The following is a 17,312-nucleotide window of genomic DNA, read 5'->3' as shown; positions in this document are numbered from 1 at the left end:
CCTTCGCCTTGCTATCGTTGGGGTAAAAGTAATAGATCAAATTCCGTGATTTGGTTGATCGGGTAATCGATCAAATCTCAATCCAAAAAAGAAGGAGGGCCTTAAATCAGCCCTCCTTACTTTATTGGTTCAAGCTTCATCCATTAAGCAACTTGCCATCATGTTGGCATAATCCTTAATGGCCAGAGGCTAGGCCGCTGGTCGGCGAATACCACCTGCGATCAGGCCGATCACAAATAGAACGATGAAGACGAAGAACAAGATCTTTGCAATACCCGTTGCCGCACCGGCGAGTCCACCAAAACCAAGAGCAGCAGCGATTAGTGCGATAACCAGAAATGTCAGTGCCCAGCTCAACATGATAAAGTTCCTTTATGGAAAGTCATTGAAAATGGTCGATTGTTCATTCTTTGACAGAGCTGTTCGTCGTCTCCGTCGTTCGACTGAATGAATAGAAAGCAGACGGCGTGCCAAAAGAGAATAGATTCTTGAAACGTTGGGCTTCACCGTGGAAAACGCCTAGTTTTAAGGGGTTCCGGAAGTTTCGATCGATGGAATGTGGTCAGACGTAGACCAAGATGGTTGGCAGCAAGCTAGAACTGGTCAAAAAGCACTGGGAACCGCGGTAGGGCGTGAAAGAGACGCAATGTGCGTATCGTTTTCCGTTGATGTAACCGAAAACATATCGCCTGATGAATGCGATTTGGCCTTTGCCTAGAGAAAGAGGTGAGAGATCAAACACATGAACCTCTACCAAGAGCGATTAAGCGCGGTAGTTACTGAGAGCCGTGTTCAGTTCCTGCATTTCGCGTCGAAGCTTCTCAAGTTCTTTGGCAGCATCACCGAGGCTGCCGTTCTTACCCAACAGTTCAAGATTGTACGACGTATTCACCACACGCTGTGCACCAAGATTCGCCGCAAGACCTTTTAAGCTATGAGCGGCGCGATGCAGGTCACCCGTACGACTGTTGGTAATAGCGTCTTCGATTTCTGCGAGTAGGACTTTCGAGTCTTCGTCGTAGTAGCTAATGAAATCACAGAAAAGTTCCGCATCGTTACCCAAACGCTGCATCGCCCCGGCGTAATCGATGATCGGTGTCGATTCTGGCCGGAAAAGTTGATCGTCGGCAGATGCTTCCGAACCGTTCGTGGTCGGAGCATGGTCTTCGGCAACGCTTTCTAACAAGCCAAGTAGCTGCTTCACGTCGAGCGGCTTCGCAACGTAAGCGTCCATCCCTGCTTCCAGGCATTTCTCACGATCACCTCGCATCGCGTGAGCGGTCATGGCAATAATGGGTGTCGTGTATTCCGAGTTTCGCTCCAAGGCCCGTATTACGGAAGTAGCTTGAAAGCCGTCGAGTATCGGCATTTGAACGTCCATTAGGACAACATCAAACTTCTGCTTCTTGAACAGCTCGACTGCTTCACGACCATTCTGAGCGACGGTAACCGAATGCCCGCGTTTCTTGAGCATCGTGGTGACCACTTTTTGATTGGCGGGCGTATCTTCCGCCACCAAAACCGAAAGCGATGCTAACGGCTGGTTGTTCGTAATGCTATCGACCGGGGCAGAGGCAGGTCCAGTGCTCAAACGCATCGCTCGCAGGATCGCACGGATCAATTCGGTTTGCGTGACAGGCTTCTGAATGTAAGCCGAGATTGGACTGGTTTCTTCGTTCTCTTGAAATTCTCTCCGATCTGCTGATGAAACCATCAATAGAACTGGCGATTCATTTTCTGGACTAAGTGAACGCACTTGGCGTGATAGCTCATACCCGTCCATACCTGGCATCAAGGCGTCAACGATCACCAAGGGGAACTTCATGCCCAGTTCCATATTCTGGCGTAAGATCCCAAGTGCCTGTTCCGCGTCGTTGGCGGTGATTGGCTTCATTCCCCAAGTGGTCAACGTTTCCGCGATGATCTTGCGATTGGTCGCGTTGTCGTCAACGATCAACACCGGTAGATCACGCAGTTTATCGAATGGGAGGGAGTCGAGCGTGTCCAGATTCTGCCGCGACGGCAAATCGAACGACAGACGAAAGGAAAACAGGCTGCCTTTGCCCACTGTGCTCTGCAGCGTCAGTCGACCACCCATAATTCGCAAGAGCTCCGAACTGATCGCCAGTCCTAGCCCAGTACCACCATGGATACGCGTAGACGAAGAATCGACCTGCGTGAATGGTTCTAGAATCCGTTGCTGCTCTTCGACAGGAATCCCGATCCCGGTATCTTTCACCGAAAAGCGAAAGCGAGCTTCATTCGGCCAGATACGAACCACCTCAACAGCAACCACAACTTCGCCTGTGTCGGTAAACTTAATGGCATTACCAACCAGGTTCGTGAGAATTTGACGGAGGCGGATGCCGTCACCAATCACTTCGCGTGGGAGGTCACGCGGGACTTTACAAACTAGTTCCAGGCCTTTGGCAAATGCCTGATTAGAAAGAGCCTTAATCGAATCCTCGACAACATCCGCCAAGTTGAAGGGCTCTTTGACGATCGAAAACTTACCAGATTCTAGCTTGGAGAAGTCGAGGATGTCGTTGAGCAAGGTGAGCAACGACAGTGCCGAATCTTTGGCGGTGGTCAAGTAATCTCGCAGTGTTGGCGAGATCTCTTCGTCCAATGCCATCGAGGTCATACCAATGATGGCATTCATAGGCGTTCGTAATTCGTGGCTGACGTTGGCCAAGAACTCGGCACGTGCGCGGCTGGCTCGAATCGCGGAGTCACGAGCTCTCTGCAATTCCTCGTCCGCCCGACGACGTTCCGTAATATCGCGTTCGATGCTGGACGATCCAACCAATTGACCGGATGAATCGATTACGGGGGAGAGGGTCACACTGACGTGAATTTGCTTGCCATCCTTTCGAGAGCGAACAGTCTCAAAAGAATCGACGCGGCGTCCCATAACGCGAGCCGTTTGAAGCTCGTCTTCTTCAACTTTCTGTTGTTCGGGCAAAATGAAGTTAATCGTTTCGCCGACAGCCTCTTCGGCGGAAAACCCGTAGACTAATTCCGCTCCGTAATTCCAGCTAGTGATCCGTCCGTCGAGAGACATACCGATGATGGCGTCGTACGACGAATCGACGATCGCTGCGAGTCGGGCTCGTTGTTGCTCAAATCGTCGCGACTGAGCGACTTTACCAATCTGCTCGCCGACGCGGCGCACGATATCAAGTAGTGCTTGGTCTTCCTGGACTTTTTCCGTGTGAAAGAACTCCAAAATCGTCACGACGTCGCCGTCTGCAATAACTGGAAATCCAAATGCAGATCGAATGGGTGAGCCGCTATACGACCGCATCCGGATCATCTGGTTGACTTCCGCTTCGCCAAACCAGACTGGCTCGCGCCGTTTCCAAATTGCACCTGGCATCCCTTCGCCAAATCGGAAATGCGTAAGCTGTGTCTTTTCGATAAAGTCGGTGACGTCGAGCCCCTCGTCCTGATGCCAAATGTGCGACGACGCGAGCATCAGACCGCTATCATACGGCATCCAAACGTGGCCAATCGGCCAATCAATTTGCGTGCAGATGATGTCGAGCAGTCGTTGAAGCGACTCGGCAAACGATCCTGCCGTGGCCGCCTGCGATGTTGCCTGGCTAAGAAGCTCAGCTTCAAGAAGCTTCTTGCTATGAATCTCCTCTTCCTGACGCCACTCGGTGATATCACGGACAAAGGCTGTAAAGTAGGTCTCGTCGGCAATGACGACCCGGCCGAATGACAACTCAACCGGAATCAAATTCCCGTCAGCGCGACGAGCGAGTAGTTCAATTCGCTCGTCGCTGGCGTCTTTATCGGTAAGACTCCGGATGCTGGCGACGATTTCCTGCAAGTCTTCCGTTTTGAAAAGGTCTGATAAGCGTAATCGGGTAACTTGCGTTGGCCAGAGAAAGGTGACGTTAGCCTTCTCATTCCAATCCACAATCTCACCATAATCGTTGATGGCGATAATCGCGTCCGGAGAGGCGTTCAGAATGACACGTAGACGGTCATCCCAAAGTTTTCCAGAGGAAGGCTTTGACGACATTAAGCTGCCTGTATTAATCGATTAAGTCGGGACGAATCCGGTCCGGACTGGCTAGTACATGCGAACGGTGGAATTGCTTTGTACTGTTACAATTTGAGATACGAACTTACCATCTTCGATAAATTTGGAAACCACGACAGCGGGACATCCTTAGTTCGATCGAAATCCTTCACTCGTGCTGATCAGGACAAACCTAAATTGTCGTCAGCATGGCTTGCACCACCTCGATATCAATGATGTCAACTTGGTGTAACTCAATGCACCTAAGGCATGCGGAAGTCGCAATCACATTTCCTGCGTTCGCTTTGTCGCGGATGAACGTTGGAAGTCCTTAAACCTTTGTTTTGCAATCTTGCGTCCGCCCCGCAGTTTTGTCGTTATTTCGTGGCAAATAACAGTTTGCTACTGGATTCTTCCTATTACAGCAACTTTTATGCCGGTGCCCTCAAATCCTCGCTCTGACTGCAAGATACCAGCATACGTGGTCGTCTCGTGATCAATCCACGGAAATGACCTCCAAATGCTGATCGATTTTCGGCCAAACTGATCTCCGATCGTGTCATCATCGCCGATTGATAGGCGTTAAGTCTATTGGGGAAAAGCTTTTCGCGTTTTCCCGCAAAGTTGGCACGCGACCTGCTTCCAAGGTGCAACGACCCAGTCAATGCAACTGACATCAATCGACTGGGACCTTCGCAGCAACACACTGATTGGGAGAAAACCAATGAAGACTACACGTACTGGTGGAACTTTAGCTGGACTGGTCGCGACCGTGGCACTTTTGTTCGTTGTCATGATCGGCGTCGGTTTTGGTATGGGGTGGGTGAGTGTTAGCGATAACCCGGACAAGAGCACAATCGAAATCGACAAGGTGCAGGTGAAGGAAGATACCGACAAGGCCGCCGATGCCACCAAAGAATTCATCAATAAGTCAGCGGAATCGCTAGAGCGAGCTACGGACGATTTGGAACAATCGGCCGACGAATTGGAACAATCCACTGACGATCAAACTTCGCCAGAGGTTGATCCAGACGCCAAATAACTAGGGAGGTTCGCTACGAGCAAATCAGAACCGATCTCCAGCGACGAATAACCCCCGTGCCACTATGCGGGGGTTGTTCATTTTCTTGCCATTTATGCACGACTAACAAACGTCCGAGATGATCGTTATGAGGCCAATTCTTTCGTGAATCAATGGTCTGATCGTGGATTTTCCCCAACTGGCATGCCGCTTGCAACTCTTTTAAGTCGACTCGGGTTTGAACTCGAGGCGCTTCGCACGATCGCGAAAGAACGTCGTCAACCTGGGAGGAGGAAAAGGTCATGTCTCTCGAAACAAAAATGAAGCTCTCGCCGGAGACTATCTCGAGTGTCCAAGAGCTAATCCATATCAACGTCGATAGTCGGAACACATTTCAAGAACTAGCGGATGGTACGGCCAATGCTTCGGTCGCGATTATGTTCCGTGAGCTTGCTTCTGAACGCAATCGGAACGTCGCCGAGTTGGAATCGTTGTTGAACTTCAACGAGACCAAAGCGGAAGAGACCGGTAGTTTTGCTGGTGCGGCACACCGCATCCTTATCAGTCTTCGCTCTACGCTCGGGGCGGGTACAACGACGATGCTGAACGAAGCAGAAGCGGCTGAAGAGAGCATTCAAAAGAAATATGAGGAAATACTGACGCGCGAGCCAGGCTCCGCTGTCAGCGATATTCTTCATCGCCAGTTTGGCGGTATACGTGCGGCTCATCAACGTGTTCGTGCGATTAGAGACGCCCATCGTCGGGCAAGCTAAGAACGCACCGTTCTAGCGAATAGGATTTTTGGACGATCAACTTAATGACTTCTTCCACGTAAGGATTTAATGCAATGACCACGGTTACGAAAAACGAAGGCACCGCTGATGTTATCCGTATCCTCCTGGCAATCATCTTGCCGCCAGTCGGAGTATTTTTTGAAGTAGGTTTGGGCCTCCATTTCTGGCTCAATATCCTGCTGACGCTATTTGGATACATCCCCGGTATTATCCATGCTGTCTGGGTGATCTTGCGTAAGTAAGATTGAGTACCAAGCTGCCCGATACGCTCACATCTGCGGATGATCCAACCTTCGCGATGTGGGCGTATTTTTTGCGCCCTCACTCATTTGAGGGCAATTCAGGCGTTACGGACTTACGAAATTGTGCTTGCTGTAAATCGGTAGATGCCGGTAATAAACTTCCAGCATGTAAGTGCATAAGCAGGTCATGAAAAGTCGGCCGGCCTTCACGCCATATTCATCGTACGCCGGATCCCAGCTTCCCTTCTCGCGACCAGATTGAACTTGATTCTCCGGAACGATCTGACGCAAATTCTTATTCCAGTTGCGCCAAGTATCGCCTTCCACATGGTGAGCGGCCTGTGTGGCGTAGTACCAGTAATAGACGTTCGGTTCCTTCCATTGGATCGGGTTTTTGAGCAAGTATTCCATTCCGTCGGTCAAACGCGGATCGTCCTGCTGCCAGCCGAGGTACTGACGACACAATAGAGCTTCAGCAGTCATCGTGGGCGTCGGACGCTCAGCCCGTTGATCACGGTATTGATAGCGGCTGCCTAACAGGAAAGTCGCCCCATCTTCCGGTGACGAGGAAACGGTTTCGAGAAACTTCTCCACGTTTTGAAGCGTTTGCGGCGGCACCTCCAAGTTCGCCATCCGGGCACTTTGCAGTGCCATTAAGAACCAACCCGTTACCGAGAGATCCGATTCAACGCCCGGAGTGTATCGCCACCCCCCCTCCGGTGCTTGCCAGGTAACAGCATAATCGATAGCCGCTTGCGCCTGATCTTTCAGTTCTGGATCGCCCGTCATTGCGTAGAGTTCGCATAGCGCGATCGTTGCTTGCGCTTGGGTGTAAGGACGATGTTGATTGGGCATGTCATCCCGTTCCAGGAAGCTGCCATCAGAACTTAGTCTCGCTAATAAGAATCGCCAGCCGCGTGCGACGACCTGGGCATGATCGCCAGATCGATCGGTGTGCCCAGCACCTTGAAATGCGAGCAACGCCATGGCGGTCGCGGAAACCTTATTCTCGATGCTGGAACCATCTGGGTATGGACCAATCAAGCTCCATGATCCATCGCGTGACTGATTCCGTTTCAGCCAAGCGAGCGCCTCGGCAACTGATTGTTCCGTGGTCGCGCTACCCCCATATGCCTTTAGTAAAGCGCGTTTGGTTGCACCCTCGCCGCGAGCTGCGAGCTCTGTGCCCCGGATCTCTTTCTCTTCCAGTCGAGCGGCCTCTGTGCCCATCAGGTCGATTTCGGTCAAAGCTTTCGGTAAGGGAACCTCCGCAGTTTCGGTCAAGGTTTCCAGCGAGCCAGAGTTTGCTTCGATCTCGAACTCTGCCGCATCGAGCACAAGCATGTTGTATTCAAGCTGCTCGCCCAAGTCCTCAGCATAGGTTGCTTCAATGACTTGTCGTTCTGGCTGGTAGGCAACCACGGTCAGCAAAAGGAACAAAATCAAAACGGCAAAGTGCACGATCAAGCTTACAAGCCAGGCCGGCATATCGTGGAGCGCGGCTAAGCGAAGTTTCTGATGCCACGGCACATCAATTTGATCCACTTCGACCATAGGCCCGGCGGCGTCGCTAGCTGTCGCAGGAGACTCTTCCCGTTTCGGTGCGTAATCGGGAAGCTTGCTTTTCTTAGCGGGAATTGGCAATCCATTTTTGGATTTCTGAGGCGATTGTGACTTGTCGCTGATCGACTCCGGTTTCGGTTTGGTATCGGCTTTCGGCTTCTGGTTTTTGGACGCCGTCGAAAGTGCGGAAGCCTTATCGTTCGAAGCAGGCGGAGTTGTCGTCGGGGGAGTTGGGCTTGCTTCCGGCTGTGTCGCTTCGAGTTTCTTCCGCACTTCTTTCTTAGGATTTGACGATGCTCTGGACGCCGGCCGTCGCGGTTTGGCTGTTTGTTTCGCCTTAGATTTCTCGACAGCTCTTGATGAATCCGTTTGAGACGTCTTCTCGCTTTCAGCCGAGGACTTGGTTGGCTGATGCGTTGCTGGTTGTTGGCTTGGTGGGGCAGGGGGTGTTGTGGCGGATAGGGGGGCCTTGCCTGCCTGGCTGGTGAGCGGAGCCTTAGAGTGCGGCGGTGGCGTAACGTCGGACGCGGCTGGTGTGGAAGAAACCACATTCCAGGCGTCTTGCGACGTGGATGTCCCGCCAAAAGAAATAGGAGCTTTCTTTTTCGAGTCCTCTTTCTGCTTGTCGCCTCCACCTCGTTTCGCATCGTCTTGCGAATCTTTCGGCGAAAGTTGATCGTCGTCTGCCACGAACTCGTGAGCTCCCTTAAAAAGTCGCAATCCCTTGCATTATTAGCGCTTAGGAGAATCTACGTGCCGAATACCCAATCGCCAACGAAATGATATCCCTTTCGCCAGCAGATGACACATCAATCGCGTCAGGTTCTAACGATTGTGCCGGAAATCACTGAGTGAAAGCGTGTGATAGCAAATTACTTACGCTGAGACGAAAAAAAATCGCTCGGGGCCCCCTTGGACAATGAATGCCCATTACCTACAATTCACCATCTCAGCAAACGAGTCGCAAACTTGTTTGTACTCATTGACGCGGGGTGGAGCAGCTAGGTAGCTCGCGAGGCTCATAACCTCGAGGTCGTCGGTTCAAATCCGGCCCCCGCCACTTAAACCCTGGTTTAGCAAATAACGCTCAACCAGGGTTTTTTCGTGGCCGTATCTCACGGGGAATAGAAGTGCTTCGTTTTATCCCATGAACACGCAACGAGTTGCGATGACGCGTTTTCTCTACTCGCTTCTCTCAATCTAAGAGAGACATAACCCGGCCAACAACAAAGCGAGACGTCGACGGCCCTTTTTGGCCTTTGTCTCACCGATTTAGCAGAGACACTAGCGCCGGGTTAATAGGCCGTTGGGTTCGGTAGAGCGGGGCAGACGCGAAGCTGGGCGCGACCTTTCACTCAAGCCATTTGATTCTATGGAACGAACGGCGAGGAGCTGTATTAACGACCTCAATTCTGGAGCTCAAATTAAGGCATTTGACTGTTGCGAGTTGATCGATCGGCATCTATCAACAAGTGACCCGCAGATCGACGGCCAAGCGAGCCACGTTAAAGCTTTGTCGATTGGTAGCTTTCGAGTTGCTACCTGAGGTCCACAGAGAATGAGGGGTTGCTGGCGACTGGTAAGAGTGCGGTTGACTGGCGGCGTTGCCACTTGAACGCGCCGCCGCCAGGGTAGAACGCAATGCCGAGATAGGCGTCAACGGTGCCGGTATCTGCAGGCGTAATGAAGTTGGCTTCGCCGTATAGGGCGAGGTAGTTGTTCAAAGGGGCCTGGAAGTCTGCACCGTAGGCGAAGACGGTACCAGTCTTTGGGCTATTGCCGAGGGCCGCGTTGTTTTGATGGTGTGATTCCGAAGCTCCCAGCCAGAATGTGGTTTGAACACCGGACTCCCACCAGTGTCGCCAGTAAAGACGACCTTGGCCTAGCGGACGCAAGTTGACCGACGTCATTCCCCAAGACGCATCAGAGCCCATGACAGGCAGCATTCCGATCACGCCCAGTTCGTCACTTGTGCCTAGTTCGTAACTGACAGCACTTCGGATCTGACCGAGCGTTACCATGTCGTAGTGATCTTGGTAGAGGTGATCGTAGACCACTCCCAAGTTCCAGCCAGACGGGCTTCGTTGATAAATCCCCGCCGTAATAAAGCTTTGTGTCCGACTAGAGGAACCTTCCAACGCTTCGGTAACGGACACTGCATAATCCGTCTGCGATACCGCAGTACCAATTTGGAATCCAATCCCGGAGTCTTCCCACAAAGGGATTCCCCAGTTGGCATGCAGACGCCCACCGAATTGTGCATTCACTCCAAAATCTTGCGGCTGCTTGGATCCGTCTAGCCCAGCAAAGAGTTCCAAGCCGTCATACCACGAACAACGATTCGTCGATTGGAAAGCGCCACAGCTTTCCGAGATGGGCGGATAGTCGCCAGGCCATCCTTCAGTGCATTCCTGCCCTGAACCAATCCGTGGAGCCAGAATAGCGAGCAAAGTAGCAGCAAACAGCGTTGTCAGAATGGATGGTTTCATTTGCAGCTGCTTCGATCGCTGATTCGATAGTTAAGTATGTTTTGCGCAAGCTGAGGTGAGCTCTACGTTACTTACCTCGCCTTCGGACGGACTTGCGAACACGTCCAGAAAAGCCATCGGATGTTCGAGCGATCAACTCTGAGAACCGTCCGATTTTCCGCTACAGAGTGTGTAAGTGCTTCAACTGATACGATCGATTCGATCTGGCCCCACTAACGACAGGGAGAGAGGGCCGATCCAGAGAAGCCTTTCCCCTTGGGTGGGGGGTTAGAAGTGGAAAATGCTGGTCAATTTATTATCGAACTGCGGCAAGATTTGCTTGCTAGCTAGGCCTGTGCGGGATGTGTTCGGGAACGAGGAGCGAATTGTGACAGGTGACCTATAGTTCATGCGACTAAGTACACCCTGAAACGTCTCTGTTCTTCGTATAAAACGGCCAATCTTAATTATGGCAGCCGATCCACTCGACAAAACGGGAGTCATCCCAGACAACGCAATCGTCCCCGATCCGTCCTGGTCGACTGGGCTGGAAAGACTTTGCGCCAGCCCAACGTCTGGTGTCGCTTCCCTCGATGAGTCACCTGAGGAATTGCTGCCTGACCTTGGGCCTCGCTATCGACTGATACGAAAACTGGGTCAGGGAGGGATGGGATCAGTTTATCTCGGGCTGAACGCAGATTCGAACGAACAGTTCGCGATCAAGACGCTGCCTGTCGATACAATCACAGACGAAGAGACGCTTCGGCGATTTCAAAAAGAGATTCGACTCCTTTCGGAAGTCCGTCATCCCAACATCGCTAATCTGGTCGACGTGGGCCAGCAAGGGCGAACCAGTTTTCTGGTGATGGAACTTGTCGAAGGTGCGGATTTAAAATTCGTTCTTGAGAAGAATGGTTGTTTGCCGGAAAGGCTTGCGCTACAAATTATTCGTGAAGTCTGCCTTGGTGTGGAAGCGGCGCATCAGAATGGAATTGTTCATCGCGATTTGAAGCCGGCTAACATTCTTCTCTCGGCTTTGAAGATGGGTGATGAGTCTTCTGCCCAAGCCGTCTTGTCTGCGATAAACGATGGGAACTTGCCATCGATCAAGGTAACTGATTTTGGGCTCGCTCGGCACATAGATCAGGGAGCCTCCCTTCAGTTAACGCAGACGGCGGCTATACTCGGTACGCCTTACTACATGGCACCGGAACAATGTACGGAGCAGGGGAGATTATCACCCAGTGCCGACGTCTATTCAATTGGGATCACCCTGTTCGAGTTACTGACGGGAAAACCACCGTTCATTGCCGACGATCAGATCAAGCTGATCTCGATGCATTGCTTTGACGAAGCACCGGAATTGTCCAAGATCAATCCTGAGATTAGTGATCGAACAAGTCAGATTGTTCTCAAGACGCTCCAGAAGACACCTGATCTCCGCTATGTCGACGCGACGCATCTCCGTGAAGAGATCGATCAAATTCTCAATGGAGGCGTGAGTCCGAACGCGATTCACCCAATTCTACCGCCAACCAAGGGATCGCTATTTGAAGCAAAATGGGACTGGGACCTCGACGGAAGTTCGGATGATTTATGGCCGTTGGTTTCCAATACCGAGCGCGTGAATGCGTCGGTCGGACTACCTCCTGTTGAATACGAGACACGTCGCGACGAGCAAGGTCAAAAGCATCGCTTCGGCTCGTTCAAACTTGGCTTTACCACGCTGACGTGGAAAGAACACCCATTTGAATGGGTCGAAGGCCGACGCCTCAACGTTCTCAGGGAATTCGAGAATGGTCCATTCCGCTGGTTCATTAGCCATGTCGAATTGAAAGCGAACCCGCAGGGCGGCAGTCGACTAACGCACCATGTTAAGATCGCGCCTCGCGGATGGCTGGGATGGCTATTGGCTTACGTCGAAGTCAATTTCAAAGGTCGAAAGCCACTCGACAAAGTTTATCGACGAATCAACGAAATGGTGATGGGGCGGTTGCAGGGCGGAAAAGCCAAGGACGCATACTTGCCACCGCATAGTATTTCGACGAACTCCCGCAAACGTCTCGATGCGGTGCGAACCAAGCTCATCGCCGAACAAGTGGATATAAACTGCCTGGAGACGCTTCTCGAATACATCATCGAGGCACCAGCACAGGAGTTAGCGAGAATTCGCCCGAGACGACTCGCTGAGCAGCTCGATATGGAAGTCAATGCCTTTGCCGCGACGTGCCTGGCTGCTTGCAGCGCCGGCTTGCTCGAATTGCATTGGGATATTCTGTGCCCGACCTGCCGAGTCGCCTCGGTCATAAAGGACACAATCAAGGAGATGGAACGCCACGCTCATTGCGATTCGTGCGAACACGATTTTGACGTCGATCTGGGCAAGACAGTCGAATTGGTGTTTAGCGTCCACCCGGAGATACGCGAAGCCGACCTCAAGACCTATTGCATTGGTGGCCCGGAACACGCTCCGCATGTGGTTGCCCAGGTTCGGATGGAAGCCGGAGAAACCTTGGAAGTTGACTGCCATCTGTCCCCGGGCTCGTACATCATTCGCAGTTCGCAGCTGCCGTACACGATCAACATTGTGGCAGACCCCTCAGCGGGTTCCAATCGAACGCTGGTCGACTTAGACCACGCTGATCGGCTTCGTCGCCCGATTCGAGTGTTCGCGGGCCGCCAGGTCTTTCAGTTGACCAATCATCACGCCGAGAGTCTCATTATTCGATTAGAGCGTTCCGCTTCACGCCGCGACGCCATTACCGCGGCGGAGGCACAGAAATTACCGCGATTCCGCGAGCTGTTCCCAGGCGAAAGCATCAGCCGTGATCGACTGTCGAACGTTTCCAACTGTGCCTTAATGGCCGTTCTGGTAACGAACATCGTCGACATGTTTGAAACACTGGGCGACTTGGTGACGTGCGAGCGAATCGAGCATGTGTTCGATGCGATTCGGTCGACCCTTTCAAGCTATGACGGGGAAGTGATTAAGGAAGCGGATGATCGAATCGTCGCACGTTTCAATACCGTGTCGGGCGCGATGCATGCAGCAAACGACCTTAATCGTGAATTCGGCGTAAATGCCTCCGATCAATACGCCAAGATTCAAATCGCGGTACACCGAGGCGTGGCCATGTCGACCAGCTTTAATGGTCGCGTGAGCTATGTCGGCAAATCGATTTCCTACTTAGGCCGCTTGTTGGATTCCGCCACCGGATCCGCATGGGTCGTCTCTGAAGATATTGCCCAGGACGAAAATTGCATGGAAACACTTGCAGAATCGCAGCTTCAATTGCGGAAGATACGCGGCGGCCAGGGCGAAGCCGTGTATGAAGTGTCAACCAAACAGAACATTGATTCAGCGACTTCCAACTGAGAAATCAAAAATGCATTCGCCTTCGGTCGATCACAATTTCGTCAATCGAGACCCAAGTTTCGACACGCAGCAGCTTGTTGTCAAAGGTGCTTTGGGCAACGTGGAAACGAACCATTCGCTGCAAGGATGGGCGTTAGAGGGATGTCTCCCTGGGCATAGCACGATCGCGAAGACGCCTCTTCGGAGCGGACTGGTCTCCATAGGCCGCGATCCACAAACGGATTTTCCTGTAGGCTCACCGAATGTCTCGAAACGTCATGCACAAATCGAACTTGTGAATGATCAGCTTCGGCTCACGGATCTCGGTAGTACCAACGGGACCTTCGTGAATGGTCATCGGATTCAGGACACCGTTGCGCTCAATGAACTAGATCTCGTCCAGGTTGCAGATGTTGAACTGCGACTGGTGAAGACGAGAACTGCTGTCGTTGACCGAACGGCCGTGGAGACCCGTCCTGAGCATCGGTGGGCACTGTCGAGCATGCATAAAGTCATCGCCGGCAACTGTATGGCCACCTGTTTTCAACCGATCGTGGATGCTGGTTCGCAGCATTCGATCGGTTTCGAAGCACTCGTGCGTGCCACAGTTGATGGTCTCGAATCGCCCATGGTGTTGTTCGATCAGGCCGAGAAGCTGGGTGTGGAGAAGAGGTTAAGTGAAGTGTGTCGTTTGAGGGCGTTGGAAACGATCGACAAAGCGAACGCCGATGGGATCCTGTTCTTGAACACACATCCCAACGAAACGCTGGATGCAGACCTGCTCAAGTCAATTCAAAGGCTGCGCGAAAATTCTCCCGATCGCCAAATCGTCATCGAGATCCACGAAAAGGCGATCACACATTTGAACTTGCTACGCGAATTTTCAGCGGCACTCCGCGATTTGGGGATTCAACTCGCGTTCGACGACTTTGGGGCAGGGCAGTCCCGGTTGGTGGAACTATGCCAGGTCTCGCCTGACGTTCTGAAATTCGACCGCTCCCTGATTCAGGGACTGGCGCAAGATGATCGCAATTTCAAATTGGTGGCAACGTTGCACGAGTCGGCAAAGCAGTTGAATATCCGCACGCTTGCCGAAGGAGTCGAAATGCCCGAGGAAGTTGCGGGCTGCATGGAAATTGGATTCGACCTGTTCCAGGGCTATGCGTTTGGAAAGCCGAAGCCGATCTCGGAGGTTGTGAATCAGGATGTTTGAGGAGTGAATCTCGGCTTCTGAATGAAATGTGAATGCCAAGCGAAACAATGTCATGACTGAATCAATGAACATCTTACTCCAGGTTATGGCACCTAGGTAGCAGAGCTAGGGCTCTTCAGAAGTACGCAATCCGTGACTCTTCTGCCATAATTCAAACTGCTTCCGAAAACAAACCTCAGCCGCAATCGGCCGAAGCAGCTTCTCATGAATCGGGTCCTTACCCTCTACCACCTTTGGCAATTGCAGAATCTCTTCCTGAATCTCCGGGGACAACATCAGTAGATTCATGATCTGCGTGATCCGCGGCTGCGTTACTTGCGACAGCCAGGCCAGGTCCGACTGATCCGCCACGACACGATCATCCAATAGCTGCTGGAAGTGAATCGCCAGCGCCAAAAGCTTGGAGACACGTGGAACACGACCTTGGGGAACGACTGGTTTCGGTTTGGGTTCCCGGTCGATTCGCTTTCGCCCGCGGCTATCGGTGTTAAAGTGGAGCTTTCGCTTGGCGGTCAGCATGTTGCAAGTTCCTTGCTTGTCGCTAGATCGTGGAAGTCGATCGAGATTGAATTGTCGGAGGCATCGAATTCAATCCGGCTGACGAGGAGGGCGAGGACGCGTTGTTGTTCGCGAGGTCGAAGCGTATCCCAAAGTTGGTCGAAGTCATTAAATGCCGCGATGACCTCGTTCATTTCAATTGACCGTTCCATTTGCTCTGATACTTTGCGTTTGAGCCGACTCAACTCCGTCTCGTTCTGTTGAATCCGCTCGTGCAATCCCGCGATGCACGTTGCTATCGAATTCGAAGGGTCTGGCGCTTCGGATAGTCGCTGCAATTCATTCTGGTCTTTGCTCAGCTGACGCGAGAGATTTGCAATTGACCGCGTGATGCCTTCTCGGTCTTCTTCCAGGAGCGACTTGGCTTGGTTGAACACTTCCTTCTGCAGATCCTGGTCCTGAGCAATTAATCGAATCTCATCGATGACGGCCCGTTCGATCTCGGTGGCGGGCAAAGACGGGGTAGGGCAAGAGGTTCGCCCCTGTTTGATCAGTTGGGCACAGCGATAGTACCGGTAGCGCCGATTCCGTTTGTTGGTGAACGTGTGGACCATTGCGCTGTTGCAGTGTTTGCAGAACAGAAGGCCTCGTATTAACGCATTGTGCTTGTTGCGGACCTGCCCCGTAGGTGTTCGTCCATTCGCTTTCAATTGGGTCTGCACATCGTCGAAAATATCCGCGTCAACGATCGGTTCATGCTCACCTTCGAACACGTCGTTCTTATGCTTTACTTTGCCAACGTAGATCGGGTTGGTCAGCAGGGCGTGAAGACTGCATTTGTCGAATGGCTTTCCACCCTTGGGCTTGCCGCGTCTCGTGTGCCAGGTCTTGTTGGGTAGGCCGAGAGCTTTCAATTCGTCGACGACCGGAAGCAGGGAGCCAAGTTCGAGATAGAGTTCGTAGATCTTTCTGACTTGGATGGCTTCCGATTGATTGACAATAAGTTTGGGACTACTGCCGGAACGGTCGACGTCGTATCCGAGTACCGGCGTGCCTCCAGCCCATTTCCCCTTACGGCGCTGTGCGGCGATCTTATCCCGAATGCGCTCGCCAATGATTTCTCGCTCGAACTGGGCGAAGCTGAGAAGTATGTTGAGCGTGAGTCGGCCCATTGAGTGCGTGGTATTGAACTGCTGTGTGACGGAAACAAAAGAGATGTCGTGTTGTTCAAACGTCTCCATCATCCGCGCGAAGTCCATGAGGGAGCGTGAAAGTCTATCAACTTTGTAGACGATCACGCAGTCGATTTTACCTGCCTCGATGTCAGCTAGGAGTTTCTTCAGGCCAGGGCGTTCAACGTTGCCGCCTGAGAACCCGCCATCGTTGTATTGTTCCGGCAGACAGACCCACCCGGCTGATATCTGACTGGCTATAAACGATTCAGCCGATTCGCGCTGTGCATCTAAGGAATTGAATTCGGAGTCGAGTCCTTCTTCAGACGACTTGCGCGTGTATATGGCGCATCTAATGGAATCAGTATTATTCTTCTTCGAGCTCATGCCTGGTCCTCCAAGCGAAAGAAGCGATAGCCGTTGCAGTGGCTTCCAGTGATTGCCTTGGCCACAGCGGAGAGGGATTTGTAAAGCGTCCCGTCGTATTCCAAACCATTGTCTAAGACGCGAACCTCGAGGGACTTGCCTTTGTAGGTACGGATGATTGAGGTGCCGGCTGGTGGTAAACGTGGATCGGTCGGTGACTTGATCGTTTTGGTCTTAGTGGTGGTCGCCGCAGGCCTTTTTAACTTTGAATCCTTGGGCGGTGTTACACGCACATCAGCGACGTTCACCAGTTCCGCCGCCCGATCCTTGGCACGCTGCGACAGCCCTCCGAATTCATTGGCTTGTAGGCGCCATGCAATCCTTCGAATGAGCCAGCGTTTATTTCGCCCATTGGTCGCTTCGCCTAATACTGCCGCAAACTTCGCGCGAAGTTCGTTGACGGTCATCCCTTCCATGACCGTGACCTCTTTGTCGATGTCTAACGACATTCATCTTCTCCTGGGTTGAGAGACGCGGATTTAACACGTGTGTCCAGAGAGCAAGGTTCTGGCGGGGAACTCAAGCGG

General features: G+C 52.3%; 12 protein-coding genes and 1 tRNA gene. 6 read left to right on the top strand and 7 right to left on the bottom strand.

The features are described from left to right. Window positions 1-189 precede the first annotated feature (189 nt). Both C5Y83_RS28375 and C5Y83_RS28370 read right to left on the bottom strand, forming a co-directional pair. Window positions 190-360: a DUF1328 domain-containing protein gene (locus tag C5Y83_RS28375; protein ID WP_105333198.1), complete on the bottom strand. Its 171-nt coding sequence runs from the start codon at window positions 358-360 to the stop codon at window positions 190-192. A 403-nt stretch (window positions 361-763) separates the two neighbouring features. After that, complete coding sequence (locus tag C5Y83_RS28370; RefSeq protein WP_105333197.1) at window positions 764-4,033, bottom strand: response regulator; 3,270 nt, start codon at window positions 4,031-4,033, stop codon at window positions 764-766. Window positions 4,034-4,757: 724 nt separating this feature from the next. On the opposite strand from C5Y83_RS28370, the gene C5Y83_RS28365 reads away from it, so the two are divergent. The 3 genes from C5Y83_RS28365 to C5Y83_RS28350 all read left to right on the top strand — a co-directional run bounded on the left by C5Y83_RS28365 (window position 4,758) and on the right by C5Y83_RS28350 (window position 6,090). Continuing rightward, window positions 4,758-5,075 (top strand): hypothetical protein, encoded by a 318-nt coding sequence (locus C5Y83_RS28365; protein WP_105333196.1) that lies wholly within the window; start codon window positions 4,758-4,760, stop codon window positions 5,073-5,075. Window positions 5,076-5,356: 281 nt separating this feature from the next. Next, window positions 5,357-5,827, top strand: a complete 471-nt coding sequence (locus C5Y83_RS28355; protein WP_105333194.1) for a PA2169 family four-helix-bundle protein — start codon at window positions 5,357-5,359, stop codon at window positions 5,825-5,827. 74 nt (window positions 5,828-5,901) lie between these two features. Next, the gene (locus tag C5Y83_RS28350) at window positions 5,902-6,090 is read left to right on the top strand and encodes a YqaE/Pmp3 family membrane protein (protein WP_105333193.1); all 189 of its coding nucleotides are present in this window, start codon (window positions 5,902-5,904) and stop codon (window positions 6,088-6,090) included. A 105-nt stretch (window positions 6,091-6,195) separates the two neighbouring features. Here C5Y83_RS28350 and C5Y83_RS28345 read toward each other — a convergent pair whose 3' ends face one another. Beyond that, complete coding sequence (locus tag C5Y83_RS28345; RefSeq protein ID WP_105333192.1) at window positions 6,196-8,343, bottom strand: prenyltransferase/squalene oxidase repeat-containing protein; 2,148 nt, start codon at window positions 8,341-8,343, stop codon at window positions 6,196-6,198. 296 nt (window positions 8,344-8,639) lie between these two features. Here C5Y83_RS28345 and C5Y83_RS28340 point away from each other — a divergent pair. Next, window positions 8,640-8,713, top strand: a tRNA-Met gene (locus C5Y83_RS28340). 478 nt (window positions 8,714-9,191) lie between these two features. Here C5Y83_RS28340 and C5Y83_RS28335 read toward each other — a convergent pair. Further along, entirely contained in the window at window positions 9,192-10,142 is a 951-nt protein-coding gene (locus tag C5Y83_RS28335) for a DUF6666 family protein (protein ID WP_105333191.1), read from the bottom strand. A gap of 448 nt (window positions 10,143-10,590) precedes the next feature. Between C5Y83_RS28335 and C5Y83_RS28330 the strand changes: the two genes are divergently transcribed. Beyond that, complete coding sequence (locus C5Y83_RS28330; RefSeq protein WP_105333190.1) at window positions 10,591-13,497, top strand: protein kinase domain-containing protein; 2,907 nt, start codon at window positions 10,591-10,593, stop codon at window positions 13,495-13,497. Between the two features lie 10 nt (window positions 13,498-13,507). Next, a complete protein-coding gene (locus C5Y83_RS28325; protein WP_158262574.1) occupies window positions 13,508-14,689 on the top strand; it encodes an EAL domain-containing protein in 1,182 nt (393 codons plus the stop codon). Window positions 14,690-14,794: 105 nt separating this feature from the next. Here the strand turns inward: C5Y83_RS28325 and C5Y83_RS28320 are convergent, their stop codons facing one another. From C5Y83_RS28320 to C5Y83_RS28310, 3 genes are read right to left on the bottom strand one after another with little or no spacing between them, the layout of a single operon-like run. Further along, the gene (locus C5Y83_RS28320) at window positions 14,795-15,208 is read right to left on the bottom strand and encodes a hypothetical protein (protein WP_105333188.1); all 414 of its coding nucleotides are present in this window, start codon (window positions 15,206-15,208) and stop codon (window positions 14,795-14,797) included. Continuing rightward, a complete protein-coding gene (locus C5Y83_RS28315) occupies window positions 15,202-16,746 on the bottom strand; it encodes a recombinase family protein (RefSeq protein ID WP_105333187.1) in 1,545 nt (514 codons plus the stop codon). The genes C5Y83_RS28320 and C5Y83_RS28315 overlap by 7 nt, the downstream gene beginning before the upstream one ends. Next, a complete protein-coding gene (locus C5Y83_RS28310; RefSeq protein ID WP_105333186.1) occupies window positions 16,743-17,234 on the bottom strand; it encodes a DUF2924 domain-containing protein in 492 nt (163 codons plus the stop codon). The genes C5Y83_RS28315 and C5Y83_RS28310 overlap by 4 nt, the downstream gene beginning before the upstream one ends. Window positions 17,235-17,312: the final 78 nt, after the last annotated feature.

This window comes from Blastopirellula marina, from assembly GCF_002967765.1.
Taxonomy (GTDB): domain Bacteria; phylum Planctomycetota; class Planctomycetia; order Pirellulales; family Pirellulaceae; genus Bremerella; species Bremerella marina_A.
This window is presented reverse-complemented; position numbering and strand designations above follow the sequence as displayed.

What these genes read in the sequence shown, in the direction of transcription:
- C5Y83_RS28375 (WP_105333198.1), bottom strand. Translation starts at nt 360, where the DNA reads ATGTTGAGCTGGGCACTGACATTTCTGGTTATCGCACTAATCGCTGCT.
- C5Y83_RS28370 (WP_105333197.1), bottom strand. Translation starts at nt 4,033, where the DNA reads ATGTCGTCAAAGCCTTCCTCTGGAAAACTTTGGGATGACCGTCTACGT.
- C5Y83_RS28365 (WP_105333196.1), top strand. Translation starts at nt 4,758, where the DNA reads ATGAAGACTACACGTACTGGTGGAACTTTAGCTGGACTGGTCGCGACC.
- C5Y83_RS28355 (WP_105333194.1), top strand. Translation starts at nt 5,357, where the DNA reads ATGTCTCTCGAAACAAAAATGAAGCTCTCGCCGGAGACTATCTCGAGT.
- C5Y83_RS28350 (WP_105333193.1), top strand. Translation starts at nt 5,902, where the DNA reads ATGACCACGGTTACGAAAAACGAAGGCACCGCTGATGTTATCCGTATC.
- C5Y83_RS28335 (WP_105333191.1), bottom strand. Translation starts at nt 10,142, where the DNA reads ATGAAACCATCCATTCTGACAACGCTGTTTGCTGCTACTTTGCTCGCT.
- C5Y83_RS28330 (WP_105333190.1), top strand. Translation starts at nt 10,591, where the DNA reads ATGGCAGCCGATCCACTCGACAAAACGGGAGTCATCCCAGACAACGCA.
- C5Y83_RS28325 (WP_158262574.1), top strand. Translation starts at nt 13,508, where the DNA reads ATGCATTCGCCTTCGGTCGATCACAATTTCGTCAATCGAGACCCAAGT.
- C5Y83_RS28320 (WP_105333188.1), bottom strand. Translation starts at nt 15,208, where the DNA reads ATGCTGACCGCCAAGCGAAAGCTCCACTTTAACACCGATAGCCGCGGG.
- C5Y83_RS28315 (WP_105333187.1), bottom strand. Translation starts at nt 16,746, where the DNA reads ATGAGCTCGAAGAAGAATAATACTGATTCCATTAGATGCGCCATATAC.
- C5Y83_RS28310 (WP_105333186.1), bottom strand. Translation starts at nt 17,234, where the DNA reads ATGTCGTTAGACATCGACAAAGAGGTCACGGTCATGGAAGGGATGACC.